This is a genomic window from Bradyrhizobium sp. CCGUVB23, assembly GCF_024199885.1.
Lineage (GTDB): Bacteria > Pseudomonadota > Alphaproteobacteria > Rhizobiales > Xanthobacteraceae > Bradyrhizobium.
Genome location: NZ_JANADQ010000001.1, coordinates 4,297,410 through 4,310,610 on the forward strand (window position 1 = coordinate 4,297,410; position 13,201 = coordinate 4,310,610).

Sequence of the window (13,201 nt, forward strand, 5' to 3'; positions counted from 1 at the left end):
ATTCTTCGATGCGATTAAGAAGGCGTTAGCCACGCGCTCCCTGTTCTGTTCGTGTGGCGCGAGCTCTCCACACCGTCGTCCTGGCGAACGCCAGGACCCATACCGCGAGGTCTATCGATTGCGGATTGTGGTAGTACCGAACTCAGAATCTTCGCCAAACCCCTCCCTGGGGTAATGTGTCCTGGCGTTCGCCAGGACGACGATTGAGGATGTGGCGCGCTCCCGCCTCACCTCACATCGCCACTTATCCCCCTCACGCCGCCTCCACCGTCGTCGGCTTCTCCGGCCCGACCGGCATCGGCACCGTCACAAAATCCTTCGGCAAATTCACCGGCCTGTACTCGGGCACGTCAACCATCCGCTTCACCACGCTCTCATGCACATGCGCGCCTTCGGGGATCAGGCGCGGCTCGCAGTCGGGGATGTAGAAGCCGAAATAGACCTGCCGCTCCGGCCATTCCTTGTACTTCGCGCTCTTCGGAAAGTATTCCAGCACGCGCCAGGCCGGCGTCATCGAATTGTGCAGCTCGCCCGTCACGCTGGGCGCGACGTAAGTGAACGGACTGTTCTTGCGCTGGATGCCCCAGGCGAGCTGGTTCACAGTGCGCGGGTTGAAGTGCAGCCCGGCCTTGATCGCCTCGTCGATCATCCACAAGAGCGGATATTTCGACAGCGCGCTCCCGGTCTCGGCATAGCCGCCGCCGACGTCGCAATGCACGCCGGCAAAGTACACCTGCAGAATGTCCTGCGGCTCCTTCTTCTCGTCAGGGACGAAGCGGTTGCTCCAGAACTGCTGCGGCTCGATCCACTCCTTCAGACGGAACATGCAGCGCCGCTCGTCGATCGCGATCGCCTGGCGAAAGATTTTCACGCTCGGGTTCTGCAGCGTGAACGCAAGCTCCTCCAGGCTCGGCCAGTACAGCCGGTCCGGCCGCGGCACAATTACGCTCGCGACCGTGTCCCACACGCCGATGAAGCGGATCGTCGGCCAGCGCGAGGAGGTGATACGCGCGAACTGCGCGGCGAGATCGAAGCGGTCCTGCGGCAGCGGCCCGTCCTCGTCGGCGCCCGCATCGGTGAGCGCGGAGAGGTCATTGCCGCGCCCGGTGCCGGAATATTGCTTGTAGGCAATCAGGCCCGAGCCTGCGAGGTTCGCCTGCTCCGGCGAGATCAGCCCGACCTTGTGGATCAGCCCCGCCAGCACCCGGACGGTATAGGCGCCGCGCGAGAAGCCGAACAGATAGATCTGGTCGCCCGGCGCGTAGTGCTGGACCAGGAAGCCGTAGGCCGCGAGCACGTTGTCATCGAGCCCATAGCCGGTGGCGAGCCCCAGCACCAGGTTGATATCGGCCTTCCAGCGGTTCCACGTCGACGGCTCCGTGACCGTGCCGACGCCGGGATCATAGAACACCAGCTGCCGCGGCCGCGTCCTGTCGGTCTTGCGCAGGCAGCGATAGAGCTTGAGCACATTGGAGATGTTCTCGCTGATCTCGTTGCCGGTGCCGTCGCAGCAGATGACGATGTTCTTCGGCTCGGTCTTCGGTTCGTTCCTGGGTGCGGTCGTGTGTTCGTTCTTGGTTTCGTTCTTGGCCTCGTGCTCCATCGAAGCGTCCCCTCCGATCATGCTACCGGGCGAGTATAGCGGAATTGGATGACAGCGAGCATCGGCTGTTGAAATTAACCGCTTGTTAACCATGCGGTCGCCTAATGTGGACAATTGGGGGCTCACCATGTCGGCCCATGCGACGCGACCGAAGTTGATGCCTGTTTCGGCCGATCCGGCCATCCGGTCGGTGGCGAGGCTGGCGGTTCGCGCCAAGGCCGTCTTACAGACCAAAACGGCTGTCCTACGGAGTAACCCAATGTTCGGAAAGGACGACTTAGTGGACCATCTCAGCCGCGATCTCGATCGCGTGCGCGGACGGCGCGATGCACTTGCATCCGAAGCCACGACCCTGACGGCCCAGATCGCCGAACTTGAAACCCGCCTGTCGGAGGAGAAAAGCAGGCGGGAACGCGATCGCGTCTTAAGCGAAATCGAGGCGATAAAAACGCGTGTCAAACAAGCCGCAGGCGCGTTTGGACCTGTCGTCGATGGTCTCGGCAAGGCGATCGAGTCGGCTGCGGCAGTCGTACCCGAGGCGCGCGAGCTCAATAGTTTTTTGGTGTCGGTGGCGACCGAAATCGACAGCGTGCTCGATCCCCTGTTGCGCGGGCTGGATCAGCGCGCGGATGCGGTGCGCGTCGGCCACGCTGCACTGGACCTGCCGATCTCGGTCGATGAAGCTCCCATCGAACCGCCAAAGGATGGCAACGATCGCCTGCTTCGTTTCACAGCCTGGCTGTCTCGCGACAAGGAGCCGGACAAAAAGGAAACAGCGGAAAACCCGCGCAGCACGGTAGCGTGAACGATCGGCGCTGCTTGCGTGACTTAAGAACCTCGTCTTAGCGTTGCTCCTGCCGCAAACTCCGCTGTCGTCCCGGCGAAGGCCGGGACCCATAACCCCAGGGAGCGGTTATGACGCGAAGTTGCCAACCACGAGTCTTCGCCAAACTACTCCCTGTGGGTATGGGTCGTAAGTCTGGGTGCCTCACGTATGGTGGGGTCGAGGCGGGCGTTGCGAGGTTTATGGGAGGTCTCAGCGACCGTCGGGATCTCGCACCCCGCCTTGATTGATTGAAGGGCCGGACACCCGGACGGTAGCAAGTGCTGGCCGCACGTTTGACGATCCAGGCGCCGGCCCTGCCTCGTGAACAAGGCAGGAGCAGCATGACAGCCTCACACTTTGCAGACAATAGCTTCGTCGGTGTCGACGTTGGTGGTTCCAGTCTGGATGTCGCATGGCATCGGGGCGATAGCGCCCATTACGCAAATCGACCCGATGCCATTGCTGCGCTGGTCGAGCGGCTGAAGAAGCAGCCGGTAAAGCGCATCGTGATCGAGCCGACCGGTGGCTACGAGAAGGCACTGGTGAAGGCGTTGCGCCAGGCCCAGCTTCCGCTGGAGATCGTTCACACCACTCGGTTCAAGGCCTATCGTGAGCTGGTCGGCGTCAAAGCCAAGTCGGACACGTCCGATGCCCGGTTGCTGGCTTCCTATGCTGCCGCTCCAGATGACGTGCGTGGCCGCAAGGCCGATTACGTCGAACTGCCGGAGCATGCGACCCGCGAAGCACTCTCTGAACTCGCCAGCCGGCGCGATCAGCTCAAGCATATGATCCATGCCGAGACCTGCAGGCTCGGCACCACGCGCCTGAGCGAGCTGCGGCAGGCAATCACGACCCATCTCGAGGCTCTCAAGGCTGAAGACAAGCTGATCCACCAAAGGATGCTGGAGCTCGTTCGTCAGCGTCTCGATCTCAAGCGAGATCAAAAGCTGCTCGCAACCATCAAAGGGATCGGCCCCAAATCGGGGCTCGTCCTGCTCGCCTCCGTTCCGGAACTCGGCCGGATCGACAACAAAGCGGCTGCGGCCCTGATTGGAGTGGCTCCGTTCGTCCACAAGAGTGGGACCATGGCTGCTCCCGCGCGCATCCATGGTGGCCGAGCGGCCGTACGCCATATCCTCTACATGGCCGCCATCGCAGCCAGCAGGCACAACCCTGTCCTGCGACCCTTCTACGAGCGGCTGATCGCAAAGGGCAAACCCGCCAAGCTCGCCCTGATCGCCGTCCTGCGCCGCCTCGTCGTCTTCGCCAACGCCGTCCTCAAGTCAGGTCAGCCCTGGAAAGGAGCTGCCATTGCTTGACAACCGACACGGTAGATCCCGGCCTTCGCCGGGACGACGGCTTTGTTGCTGCGTCGCCTAGCGGCGGCCCATGTCCGGCATTGGGGAGTTGTTGCTTTGCTCCGTCAATCCGGGGCGCGCCTCTTGGCGCGAGCTATGATGCGCAATTGCGCATCTGAGAATCCATTGCTCAACAGTCACTGCGGCCCGATGGATCCCACAATGCGCAATTGCGCATTGGGGCTCGCGACTACGTCGCGCCCCGGGATGACGGCCTATTGTTGGGCGCGCTGGTCACCAAGCAAGCGCTTCTCGCGAACCGCTCAGCTGGCGGTGCGGCGCAGGAAGGCCGGGATATCGAGAATGCCGTCGTCAATCGCATTGCGCGGAGAAGCGCGGCCGTAAGGATCGAGCGGCCGGGGCGCCGCCTGGCGCGCATGTTCCGGATTCGGCCTTGGCGGTTGCCCCGCTTGTGGGCGGGCCGCCGGCCGGAGCGGCGGGCTCTCCAATTGCGGGAGGGGAGCACTGCGCTCGATGCGATCGGCGATGCGGCGGCTGTCGTTGCGCAGCTTGCCGGCGAGCTGCGTGAGCGAGGTTTCCACCGGCATCTGCTGCGCCGGGTCGAGATTATCTATGCCGGTCGCCACCACCGAGACGCGGACGATACCTTCAAGGCTGTCATCAAAGGACGCGCCGACGATGATGTTGGCGTCCGGATCGGCCTCGTCGCGAATGCGGGTGGCCGCTTCGTCGACTTCGTACAGCATGAGATCCTTGCCGCCGGTGATCGAGATGATGAGGCCGCTGGCGCGCTTGATCGATGGGTTCTCGATCAATGGATTGGAAATCGCGGCGACCGCCGCGGCGAGCACGCGCTTCTCGCCGGACGCCTCGCCCCGTCCCATCATGGCCTTGCCCTTCTCCTTCATCACGGAGAGAACGTCGGCAAAATCGAGATTGATCAGGCCTTCCTTGACGATGAGATCGCTGATGCAGGCCACGCCCGAATAAAGCACCTGATCGGCAAGGGCGAAGGCATCGGCGAACGTGGTCTTCTCGCTGGCCACCCGGAACAGGTTCTGGTTCGGGATGATCAAGAGGGTGTCGACTGTCTTCAGCAACTCCTCGATGCCGGCTTCGGCAGAGCGCATGCGGCGCTGGCCCTCGAAGTAGAATGGCTTGGTGACCACGCCGATCGTGAGAATGCCGAGCTCGCGCGCGGTCCTGGCGACGATGGGTGCAGCCCCGGTGCCGGTGCCGCCGCCCATGCCGGCCGTGACGAACACCATGTGTGCGCCGGTCAATTGATCGCGGATCGTATCGATTGCCTCTTCGGCTGCGGCGCGTCCCAATTCGGGCTGCGAGCCGGCGCCAAGGCCTTGAGTGACCTGGGTGCCCAGCTGGATGCGTCGCCCCGCCTTCGACATGGCAAGCGCCTGCGCGTCGGTATTGGCGACGACGAACTCGACCCCCTGCAGCCCGGCCGTGATCATGTTGTTGACGGCATTGCCGCCGGCGCCGCCGACCCCGAACACGACGATGCGCGCCCTCATCTCGTGAAGATCGGTGATGCCAGTCATTGTTCCCTCGCGTTGGTCCGGCAAGCCGGGGATTTGAGAAAGGTTCGCGTGCTACCTGAAAGCCGCGCGGTCTGCTGCCACGATGGCCGCGGCCAGATGCCCCAATCGAAGCGCGGCTCGTCCCGCGGTCGAGCCGCTGGCACGGCGACCGGTCCGTAAGTCCGCCACTTCATCTTCCAATTGTCCCGCCCACGCATTGGCTGCCGTCGTCTCGGCAGCCGCCTGCAGCAGCTCGACGGCGAGGCGATCGGCGCGCTCGCGCTCGCGCTCGAAATCCGCCCTGTAGCCGGCTGCCTTTGCTTCGAGCCGCGCGATCTCCGCCTTGAATGCCTCGCTCTTGAATGCCTCGATCTTTGCCATGGAGGCGGCGATGGGGTCCGCCTGGCGGCCAATTCGCGGGCGGGGCCTATAGCGGAGTTCGGAGAAATCGACGCCTACCAGGGCCTTGCCGTCATCCGAACGCGAGCGCGGAAACCGGCGTCGTCTGGCAAGCGAACGAGCCGCCTCGCGCGAGACGTTGAGGCGGGCGCCTAGCTCAGCATACGTCAACAACTCAACGGACATCGGCTGTCATCCTGGAATGAACCGGGAGGCATTTCGGGCTGATGATGGCTGGACGATGAGTTGAGGCTAGGCTGCGTTGGTTAATGGACGGTTAACGCGCGGGGGGCCCCAGCACCGGATTGATGTTTGGCCTTCCAGCGGTGCCATGTCCTCGGTGCCGTGACCATGCCGAGGCGGGGCGAGGTTAAGGCAGCACCGTGTGTCGGCTCTCGTCATGGCCGGGCTTGCCGGAACCGCGAGCGCGATGCCTGGCGTCTATTTCTTCTTCGCGGGGCCGAAGTCCGGTTGCCAGGCGGCCTCCTTGCGGCTCGGCGCCGCGGCGATCACCTTGGCCTTTTCCTTCTTCGGTTTCTTGGCTTCGCGATTGCTGCGTTGCTGACCCTTTGCCATGTCGTCCTCCCGTGGTGTGTCGAGTAGCGGAACGATCACCGAGGTCGATGCCGTCAAGAAAATGCGGTGATGCGAAAGCCTACGCTCCTGACTTGCGGATAGCGAGCGCTAAGACGCTGCTGCTGCGCAGCGGCGTTCCGGCGCGGGCCTCGCCTGAGAAAGCGGTGGCTATTGACGCTGAACGGGCGCACTGTCCGAAACAAGCGGCGGTTGGGGCCATCTCGCGAAAGGCAGGCTTACATGACCATCCGCTCGCGGCGGGAGACCGTCACCTTCAACCATCCGTTCCACATCCGCGGCCTCGCACGGCAATTGCCGCCGGGCGCCTATGAGGTCGTCACCGACGAGGAGACGATCGAGGGCCTGTCCTTCTCCGTCTGGCGCCGCATCGCCACCATGATCGTCGTGCCGGCGGAAGGCGCCCGCGGCGGCGCGGTGGAGATGGTGTCGATCGGCTCGGTCGACCTTGCGGACGCGCAGCGCATCGATGCCAGCGCCTCTGGTAAGGTGCCCGGCGATGTCTGACGAGCCGGTCGATCTCGACGAGCATCGCGGCATGGCCGCCCGCAAGGCGACCGGCCTGCGCCGCGCGTTGGCGGAGGTGGAAAACAATCTGCGGGAGCTGCGCGAGCGCGAGGCCGTGCTGGAGAACCAGCTCTTGACCGTTCCCGCCGCGTCGTGGCCGGAGGCGGCGGCGAAGGCGCGCTACGTGCTCAATCTCTACGCCGCGAGCCTCCCGGCGGAGGACACGCGGCACCGCGCGCTGGTGGCGGCGCTGCTCGACGATTTTGCCCGGCTCGGCGGGGAGGGCTGAGGCGATCCTGGCGGTGCGCCATGCCGGCGCTCCGTGCGGACGCGCGGGCCTGCAACGCGTTTCTCGTTCACAGGATTCGTGTTTACGAGGAGTAAGGCCCATGACGCTCACGAGCGGCCGCTATATCGGCCACGAATACGACAGGATGATCGTGCTGTTCTCGATGCACGACGGCGCGAAGGAGATTCCCTGCGCGATCTCCACCTCCGCGATGGACTATCTCGAGCGCGGCCCGCAGGCCCGCCCCGAGCAGCGCGAAGCGCAATTCCTGCGCCTGCGCGACCGCATCGAAGCCCGCGCCGCCGGCAAATATCGCGCGACGGAGTTCGAAGGCACGCCCCCGGGCATCGTGCTGCGGAGCATCGACTTTACGAGCTAGGCCAGGATGAGCTTTGGTTGAATCGGTGCAAGCCGTCCCGGAATGCTCTTCGTTATTGCCGAGGCCGCAGCTTCTTGAATTTCGCACTGATTGTTTCGAAAAGGGATTCGAACCGGGCTTGGCTCTCGGCTGAAAGAACGGAAGCCGGTTCTTTCATCATTCGAGACATGAATTCGCGGGCTGGCCGGGTCTTGTTGAATTCAAGCTGTGCAGCCGCAAATGCCTCTTCATATCGTTTAACAATCCTTGGAATTTTGGGATTGAGCGAGAGAGCTTTGCCTTTTAGTTCTGAAGCGTATGTCTCTTGAACAAGAGCGCTGTACATGGAAGGGTCGAGCAAATCTTCAATGTCTGCTTCACTAGGAGTAGAAGACGCGAATGCTTCGGTTACAAAAGTGATGGCAGTCTCGCGAACGAGTCTGCTTTTCACTAAGTCGGTCTTCGTCTCTCGTTCCCGCCCGATCATCGTCGAGGAGTACCAGCACTCTTAGCTCTTCTGCGGCCAGCAGGGCGGCCATGTAGGACACTCGTCCGGCGCCTCCTACCGGCATAAGCGTAAGCTTGATCTTCCCCCGAAAAAATGGACAGGGTTAAGCTGCTTTTAGCTCCATCTCGATCGGGCTGAGATATCCGATGGCCGAGTGGCGACGTGTTCGATTGTAGAAGCCCTCGATGTAAGCAAAGATATCACGTGTGGCTTCCTCACGTGTTGCATAATGCTGGTGATGGACGAGTTCGGTTTTGAGCGTGTGGAAGAAACTCTCCATCGGAGCGTTGTCATAGCAATCGGCCCTGCGGCTCATCGAGGCTCGGAAGCCGGCGGACTGCATCATCTTGCGATACTCCGCGGAGGCGTATTGAACGCCGCGATCTGAATGGTGGATCAGGCCGGCGCCAGGCCGCTGTGTCGCAATGGCCATCGCTAAGGCCGCCAATGGCAGTTCGGCGCGCAAATGATCCGCCATCGCCCAGCCGACGATCTTGCGGCTGTAGAGGTCCATGACCGTGGCCAGATAAAGCCAGCCCTGATCAGTCTCGACGTACGTGATGTCGGCGAGCCAGATCCGGTTCGGCGCTGCGGCGATGAAGTTGCGCTCGAGCAGATTCGCGGCGATCGGGAAGTCGTGACGGCTGTCGGTGGTGCGCACCCGTCGTGGCCGCGCCATGATGGCCCTGATACCGTGGCGGCGCATCAATCGCTCGATGCGACCGCGGCTCGCCCCGCGGCCCTGAGCCCTCAACTCGGCATGGATGCGCGGGCTGCCATAGCGGCCATTGGTGTCGCGGTGAACCCGCTTGATATCGCCGACGAGCTCACGATTGGCGGCGGCTCGCGCGCTCTCCGGGCGCGCCCGCCAGGCATAATAGCCAGCAGGCGAGACGCCGAGCACGTCGCACATGATCATCACCGGATAGTCGGCACGGCGATCTTCAATGAAGCGGAATCTCATTTCTGAACTCCAGCAAAGATCGCGATCGATTTTTTTAAAATGTCGCGCTCCATGCGCAGCCGCTCGTTCTCTCGCTGCAAACGGGCGATCTCCGCCGCGTGGTCCGCCGACGGCAGCGCCGCCTGCGTCGTGGGGCGCCGCGACGCCGCCGTCGGCTCCCGCCTGGCCCCACGTTGCTCTACCCACCGCCGCAACACGGAATCGCGCAGGCCAAGTTCCTTGGCCACCGATCCGATCGAGCGGCCACTCGATGCGACCAGATCAATCGCTTGCCGCTTGTAGTCGTCCGTAAACGACCGACGTTGACGTCCTTCCATCCGACACCTCCTGGCTCTTCGAGCCTACTACAGGTGTCCATCAGTTCGGAGGAGGTTCAGCTCCGCCGGTAAAGTTCGTCGCCCACTGGTAGCGAAATGGGCGTTGATTGATGAGAGGATCCAAAAGTCTGTAATGCCCTCCACAATGAGATTGTAGTTTCCAATGAATAGGGTTTGTGAAAGGTGATAACCCAGCGCTGCTTGAAGCGGAAACAGCGTTTTGGAACCGCCGGTGGGCGTGTTGGTTACCGTGGTGCCGGACGAGGGTTGAATATTTACAGTTCTGACGATCTTGATGGCGTCGGCCGGTACCATGAACGGCGAATGTGTAGTGTAGATGATTTGATTTTTGTAGTCTTCCCGGAGATGCTTAAGCAGATCTCCTTGTGATTTGGCATGCAGATAGAGGCCTGGTTCGTCCAAGAGTAGAATTGCTCCATCAGCATTTCCTCCTCTCGTATCAGCCGAAAACGTAATGAAGAACGCGAAGAACCATCGAAAGCCGCGGCTTCTCTCGTCTAAGTTTACTTCGACGGGATATTCAGCATGTGGGTCGGAGACCAAAATATCGAGGCGGGGTCCGTCTAAATTGAATCGCACCATCAAAGTTTGATCTTTCCACAGCCTCCTGATTTCCGCAGTTACAAGCGAGCCAGCTCTGTTTAGAATTTGAGCTCGTTCCTCGTGTTCGTTGCGAATATTGTTGAGGCGCGCTGGATCGAAGTCAGCAACTCTCGCCAATTTCTCGAAGTTATTTTCTCTCTCGATGAGAGACGGATCGTGTCCCCGCCGTTGCGTAAAAGTGTCGAGGTCCTGGTGGCCATTCAACTCGGGGAATTCGGAAACATAAACAAAGATCGGTAGGCATCCCTCGATGAGTTTCTTCGCTTTGTCGAGCGCGGCATCGAAACCCGAGACGCCTCTGGCTTGTTCCTCGATATCCGCTAGAATCTCGTCCTCAGCATCGCCCAAAACTATGCCGGCGCTACCAAGTGAGAACGAAGAGTTGTTGATGCGGCCGGGAGCGTGACGGCCCATGCTTTCATATCATGGGCCTCGGACGTCGCCGCATCGAAGGCGTTCCAAGCGCTTTCGGCATTTGTCTTGTGTGGAACGTCGAGCGTGTCGATTTTCGGACCTAAAACGGGTCTCAGTTTGCGTGACGCCGCGGCGGTCTTCTTAAGATCGAGCACGGGCACCTTCACATCTATGTTGACCCTAATGGCAAGGTCGTAGCCCCGCCCGATCTCCACTTCTGAAAGCCTCGGCGAGCCAGGCAATAGTCTCGCTAGCTCGGCACTCTCGCTCTTTGAGAGCTTCCACGTACTAGACACGACCGGAGTGTCCGCCTTGCACTCCTCTAGCCGGCGCCCCCGTGGAAAATCCTTTATCGCGGAGAGAGCCGCACGCCCGCCAGGTGGCTTCAAAGTGGCAAGCGCCAGAATTAGATTGGATTTGCCGCTCTCGTTGCGGCCTACGAGCGACGTGATCTTGTCAATTGCAATTTCGCCGCTGTCATTGATCGAACGAAAGTTCGTTATACGAAACTTGGTAAGCTCCATCGGCCTCCCCCTGCAACCAGAAAGCTACCATAACTTGGATTCGCTACTGGAGAAGCGCTTGCAACTTTGGAACGAGGAGACAGCCGGTTTTTCCATCCAGATGCGCTTGCGCCGCAAAACAAAAACGGCCGGATCTTTCGACCCGGCCGTCACTCAAACTCAACGCTTCCTAAGCTACGCCACGCGACGCTTACGCGTGCCCCCGGCCCAGCTCGCAGATCTCTTAGCTCGCCTTCTTCTCAGGCTGAGCGCCGCCGACCTTCTTCTCGATCTGGCGCTTCAATTCCAGCGCGCGCGGGGAGAGGTCGCCGGCGCGGGCCTTGACGAGGTAGGCATCCAGGCCGCCGTTGTGGTCGACGCTCTTCAGCGCATTGGTGGAGACGCGCAGGCGCACGTTGCGCTCGAGGGCTTCGCTGATGAACGTCACGTTGACGAGGTTCGGCAGGAAGCGGCGCTTGGTCTTGATGTTGGAGTGGCTGACCTTGTGGCCGACGAGGGGGCCCTTGGCCGTCAGTTCGCAGCGGCGAGACATGTTAAAAACCCTTTCCGTTCCCCCAACGATTTGCGGCGGCCATTCGGGGCGCCACGGGGGTGCAAATTCTCTGTCCTTGCAGGGAGCGGGCGGACGTATAGGGGGGAAGGGGCAAGACGTCAAGTTTTTGGCCGCGCTTTCGACCCAGCCACCGGCGTCATCGCCCGGCTCGACCGGGCGATCCAGTATTCCAGAGGCGGTTGTGATTCAACCGAGAGGCCGCGGCGTACTGGATGCCCCGGTCAAGCCGGGGCATGACGGCGGAACAAGGGGCGGGAGAGGTGACCGAGTACGCGGCCCCGCTCACGAAAACGGCAATGATTGAAATGCCTTACCATCACATAAAGGGCGTAATCGGAGCGGAAAGAGAGGCCGGTTCCAAGCGGCCGGGCGCGGATTGCCCGACCCCTGACATTGTTTGCCGCCGGTTTTGGCTTAAGTACGGGACTGGCGGTATCATCGGATTGCAGCTGAACGTGATCATGCCTCTGTCTTTCTCGCCCCGGCCGCGTGCCTGCGGCTGGCTGGCCCTGACGGTCCTTTGCGGCCTCGGCTGGGATATGGCGCCGGCTTCCGCGCAAGGGCGGCTCGAGGCGCAGTATGAGGCGACGCTGTCGGGCATTCCGGTCGGCCGCGGCGCCTGGACCATCGACATCCAGGACGACGTGTTCTCGGCCGCCGCTTCCGGCGGCACGATCGGCATCCTGAAATCCTTCACCGGCGGGTCCGGCACCGGCGCCTCGCAGGGCCGCGTCGTCAACGGCGCCCTCGTTGCGACCGGCTACCAGGCGTCCACCACCACCTCGAAAAAGACCGAGGACATCCGCATCGTCCTCGACAAGGGCAATGTGAAGGAGTTCGGCATCGCGCCGGAGCCGCCGGTCGATCCTGATCGTATCGTCGTCACCGAGGCGCATCGCCGCGGCGTCTGGGATCCGATGACGGCTTCGCTGCTGCGCGTGCCCGGCACCGGTGACCCGTTGTCGCCGGAGGCCTGCCACACCGGCGCCCCCGTGTTCGACGGCCGCATGCGCTATGACCTGAAGCTCGATTTCAAGCGCATGGAGAGCGTGAAGGCGGAGAAGGGCTATCGCGGCCCGGTGGTGGTCTGCGCGCTCTATTTCGTGCCGGTCGCCGGCTACATCCCCGATCGCCCCGTCATCAAATACCTCGCCGCCCAGCGCAACATCGAGATCGCCTTTGCGCCGGTTGCGGGCACCCGGATCCTGGTGCCGTTCTGGGTGAAGATCCCGACGCCGCTCGGGCCGGCCATGCTGGAAGCCACCAGCTTCATCACCGTCCCCCAGCCGCCCAAGGTCGCGAAGACGCAGTAGGCGTCCCGTAGCCCGGATGGAGCGAAGCGTAATCCGGGATTCGTGCCCGGGGCTCCCGTATTCCGCTTCGCTCCATACGGGCTACGCGTTGGTGGCCTACTACAAATGGTGGAGAGCGTGTCCCCGCTTGTCTATCCCTACTGTGCATGGGGTTGTTTTCGACAAATGGGCGAGGCGCGTGACGAGCCCCGTAGCCCGATGTAGCAAAGCGAAATCCGGGATGCGCGTACCGCAAGGCCCCCCGTATTCCGCTTCGCACGGCTGATGAATCCATTTGACTCTCAGTCGATTTTGATTCGACTCCGGCCCGTCCCCAACGTTAAGGAACTCGCCCCGAAAACGCCGCTTGTGCGAGAGGCCAAAACTCCATCTAGTGCGCCTGAAAACGACCTGGCACGAGATGCTGCGTGAACGAATCCGGAAGCAAAGGGGAGTCAGCGATTCGGCCGCGATTCGTTCCGGAGTCGTTCCGAAGCTTAAGTGCGGGCGAGAAAGCGTTGCAAAATGAGACAGTTGCGGGGGAGGCGGGCGATGCACCCAAATATTCCGCT

Annotated in this window: 15 protein-coding genes; 6 read left to right on the plus strand and 9 right to left on the minus strand. The window is 62.0% G+C overall.

The genetic code is table 11. The features are described from left to right. Positions 1-253: 253 nt before the first annotated feature. On the minus strand, positions 254-1,603 hold the full coding sequence (locus NLN62_RS19625) for a DUF2235 domain-containing protein (protein WP_254109884.1): 1,350 nt from the start codon (positions 1,601-1,603) through the stop codon (positions 254-256). A 259-nt stretch (positions 1,604-1,862) separates the two neighbouring features. Between NLN62_RS19625 and NLN62_RS19630 the strand changes: the two genes are divergently transcribed. Together NLN62_RS19630 and NLN62_RS19635 are read left to right on the plus strand one after the other, a co-directional pair. Further along, entirely contained in the window at positions 1,863-2,408 is a 546-nt protein-coding gene (locus NLN62_RS19630; RefSeq protein WP_254109885.1) for a hypothetical protein, read from the plus strand. Between the two features lie 362 nt (positions 2,409-2,770). Further along, complete coding sequence (locus tag NLN62_RS19635) at positions 2,771-3,748, plus strand: IS110 family transposase (RefSeq protein WP_254109886.1); 978 nt, start codon at positions 2,771-2,773, stop codon at positions 3,746-3,748. Positions 3,749-4,050: 302 nt separating this feature from the next. Here NLN62_RS19635 and ftsZ read toward each other — a convergent pair whose 3' ends face one another. The 3 genes from ftsZ to NLN62_RS19650 form a co-directional block, all read right to left on the minus strand. After that, the gene (ftsZ, locus tag NLN62_RS19640) at positions 4,051-5,307 is read right to left on the minus strand and encodes a cell division protein FtsZ (protein WP_254109887.1); all 1,257 of its coding nucleotides are present in this window, start codon (positions 5,305-5,307) and stop codon (positions 4,051-4,053) included. Positions 5,308-5,358: 51 nt separating this feature from the next. Then, positions 5,359-5,871, minus strand: coding sequence for a hypothetical protein (locus NLN62_RS19645; protein WP_254109888.1), 513 nt, complete (start codon positions 5,869-5,871; stop codon positions 5,359-5,361). Positions 5,872-6,126: 255 nt separating this feature from the next. Continuing rightward, the gene (locus NLN62_RS19650) at positions 6,127-6,318 is read right to left on the minus strand and encodes a hypothetical protein (protein WP_035662860.1); all 192 of its coding nucleotides are present in this window, start codon (positions 6,316-6,318) and stop codon (positions 6,127-6,129) included. Between the two features lie 183 nt (positions 6,319-6,501). On the opposite strand from NLN62_RS19650, the gene NLN62_RS19655 reads away from it, so the two are divergent. From NLN62_RS19655 to NLN62_RS19665, 3 genes are all read left to right on the plus strand, one after another. Next, positions 6,502-6,786: a hypothetical protein gene (locus NLN62_RS19655; protein WP_254109889.1), complete on the plus strand. Its 285-nt coding sequence runs from the start codon at positions 6,502-6,504 to the stop codon at positions 6,784-6,786. Beyond that, positions 6,779-7,075: a hypothetical protein gene (locus tag NLN62_RS19660; RefSeq protein ID WP_027524095.1), complete on the plus strand. Its 297-nt coding sequence runs from the start codon at positions 6,779-6,781 to the stop codon at positions 7,073-7,075. The genes NLN62_RS19655 and NLN62_RS19660 overlap by 8 nt, the downstream gene beginning before the upstream one ends. 100 nt (positions 7,076-7,175) lie before the next feature. Beyond that, entirely contained in the window at positions 7,176-7,454 is a 279-nt protein-coding gene (locus tag NLN62_RS19665; protein WP_027524096.1) for a DUF1488 domain-containing protein, read from the plus strand. Between the two features lie 52 nt (positions 7,455-7,506). Here the strand turns inward: NLN62_RS19665 and NLN62_RS19670 are convergent, their stop codons facing one another. The 5 genes from NLN62_RS19670 to rpmB form a co-directional block, all read right to left on the minus strand. Then, entirely contained in the window at positions 7,507-7,884 is a 378-nt protein-coding gene (locus NLN62_RS19670) for a hypothetical protein (protein ID WP_254109890.1), read from the minus strand. A gap of 160 nt (positions 7,885-8,044) precedes the next feature. Next, positions 8,045-9,222 (minus strand): IS3 family transposase gene (locus NLN62_RS19675; protein WP_254107522.1). Its coding sequence is split into 2 segments (ribosomal slippage): positions 8,045-8,925 and positions 8,925-9,222, totalling 1,179 coding nucleotides; the frame shifts between segments, so codons are not numbered across the junction. A gap of 27 nt (positions 9,223-9,249) precedes the next feature. Further along, entirely contained in the window at positions 9,250-10,260 is a 1,011-nt protein-coding gene (locus NLN62_RS19680) for an ATP-dependent endonuclease (protein WP_254109891.1), read from the minus strand. Further along, positions 10,197-10,784, minus strand: coding sequence for an AAA family ATPase (locus NLN62_RS19685; protein ID WP_254109892.1), 588 nt, complete (start codon positions 10,782-10,784; stop codon positions 10,197-10,199). Before NLN62_RS19685 ends, NLN62_RS19680 begins: the two co-directional genes overlap by 64 nt. Before the next feature lie 223 nt (positions 10,785-11,007). Beyond that, entirely contained in the window at positions 11,008-11,316 is a 309-nt protein-coding gene (rpmB, locus tag NLN62_RS19690) for a 50S ribosomal protein L28 (RefSeq protein WP_027524097.1), read from the minus strand. Between the two features lie 482 nt (positions 11,317-11,798). Between rpmB and NLN62_RS19695 the strand changes: the two genes are divergently transcribed. Next, complete coding sequence (locus NLN62_RS19695) at positions 11,799-12,650, plus strand: DUF3108 domain-containing protein (protein ID WP_371933000.1); 852 nt, start codon at positions 11,799-11,801, stop codon at positions 12,648-12,650. Positions 12,651-13,201 lie beyond the last annotated feature (551 nt).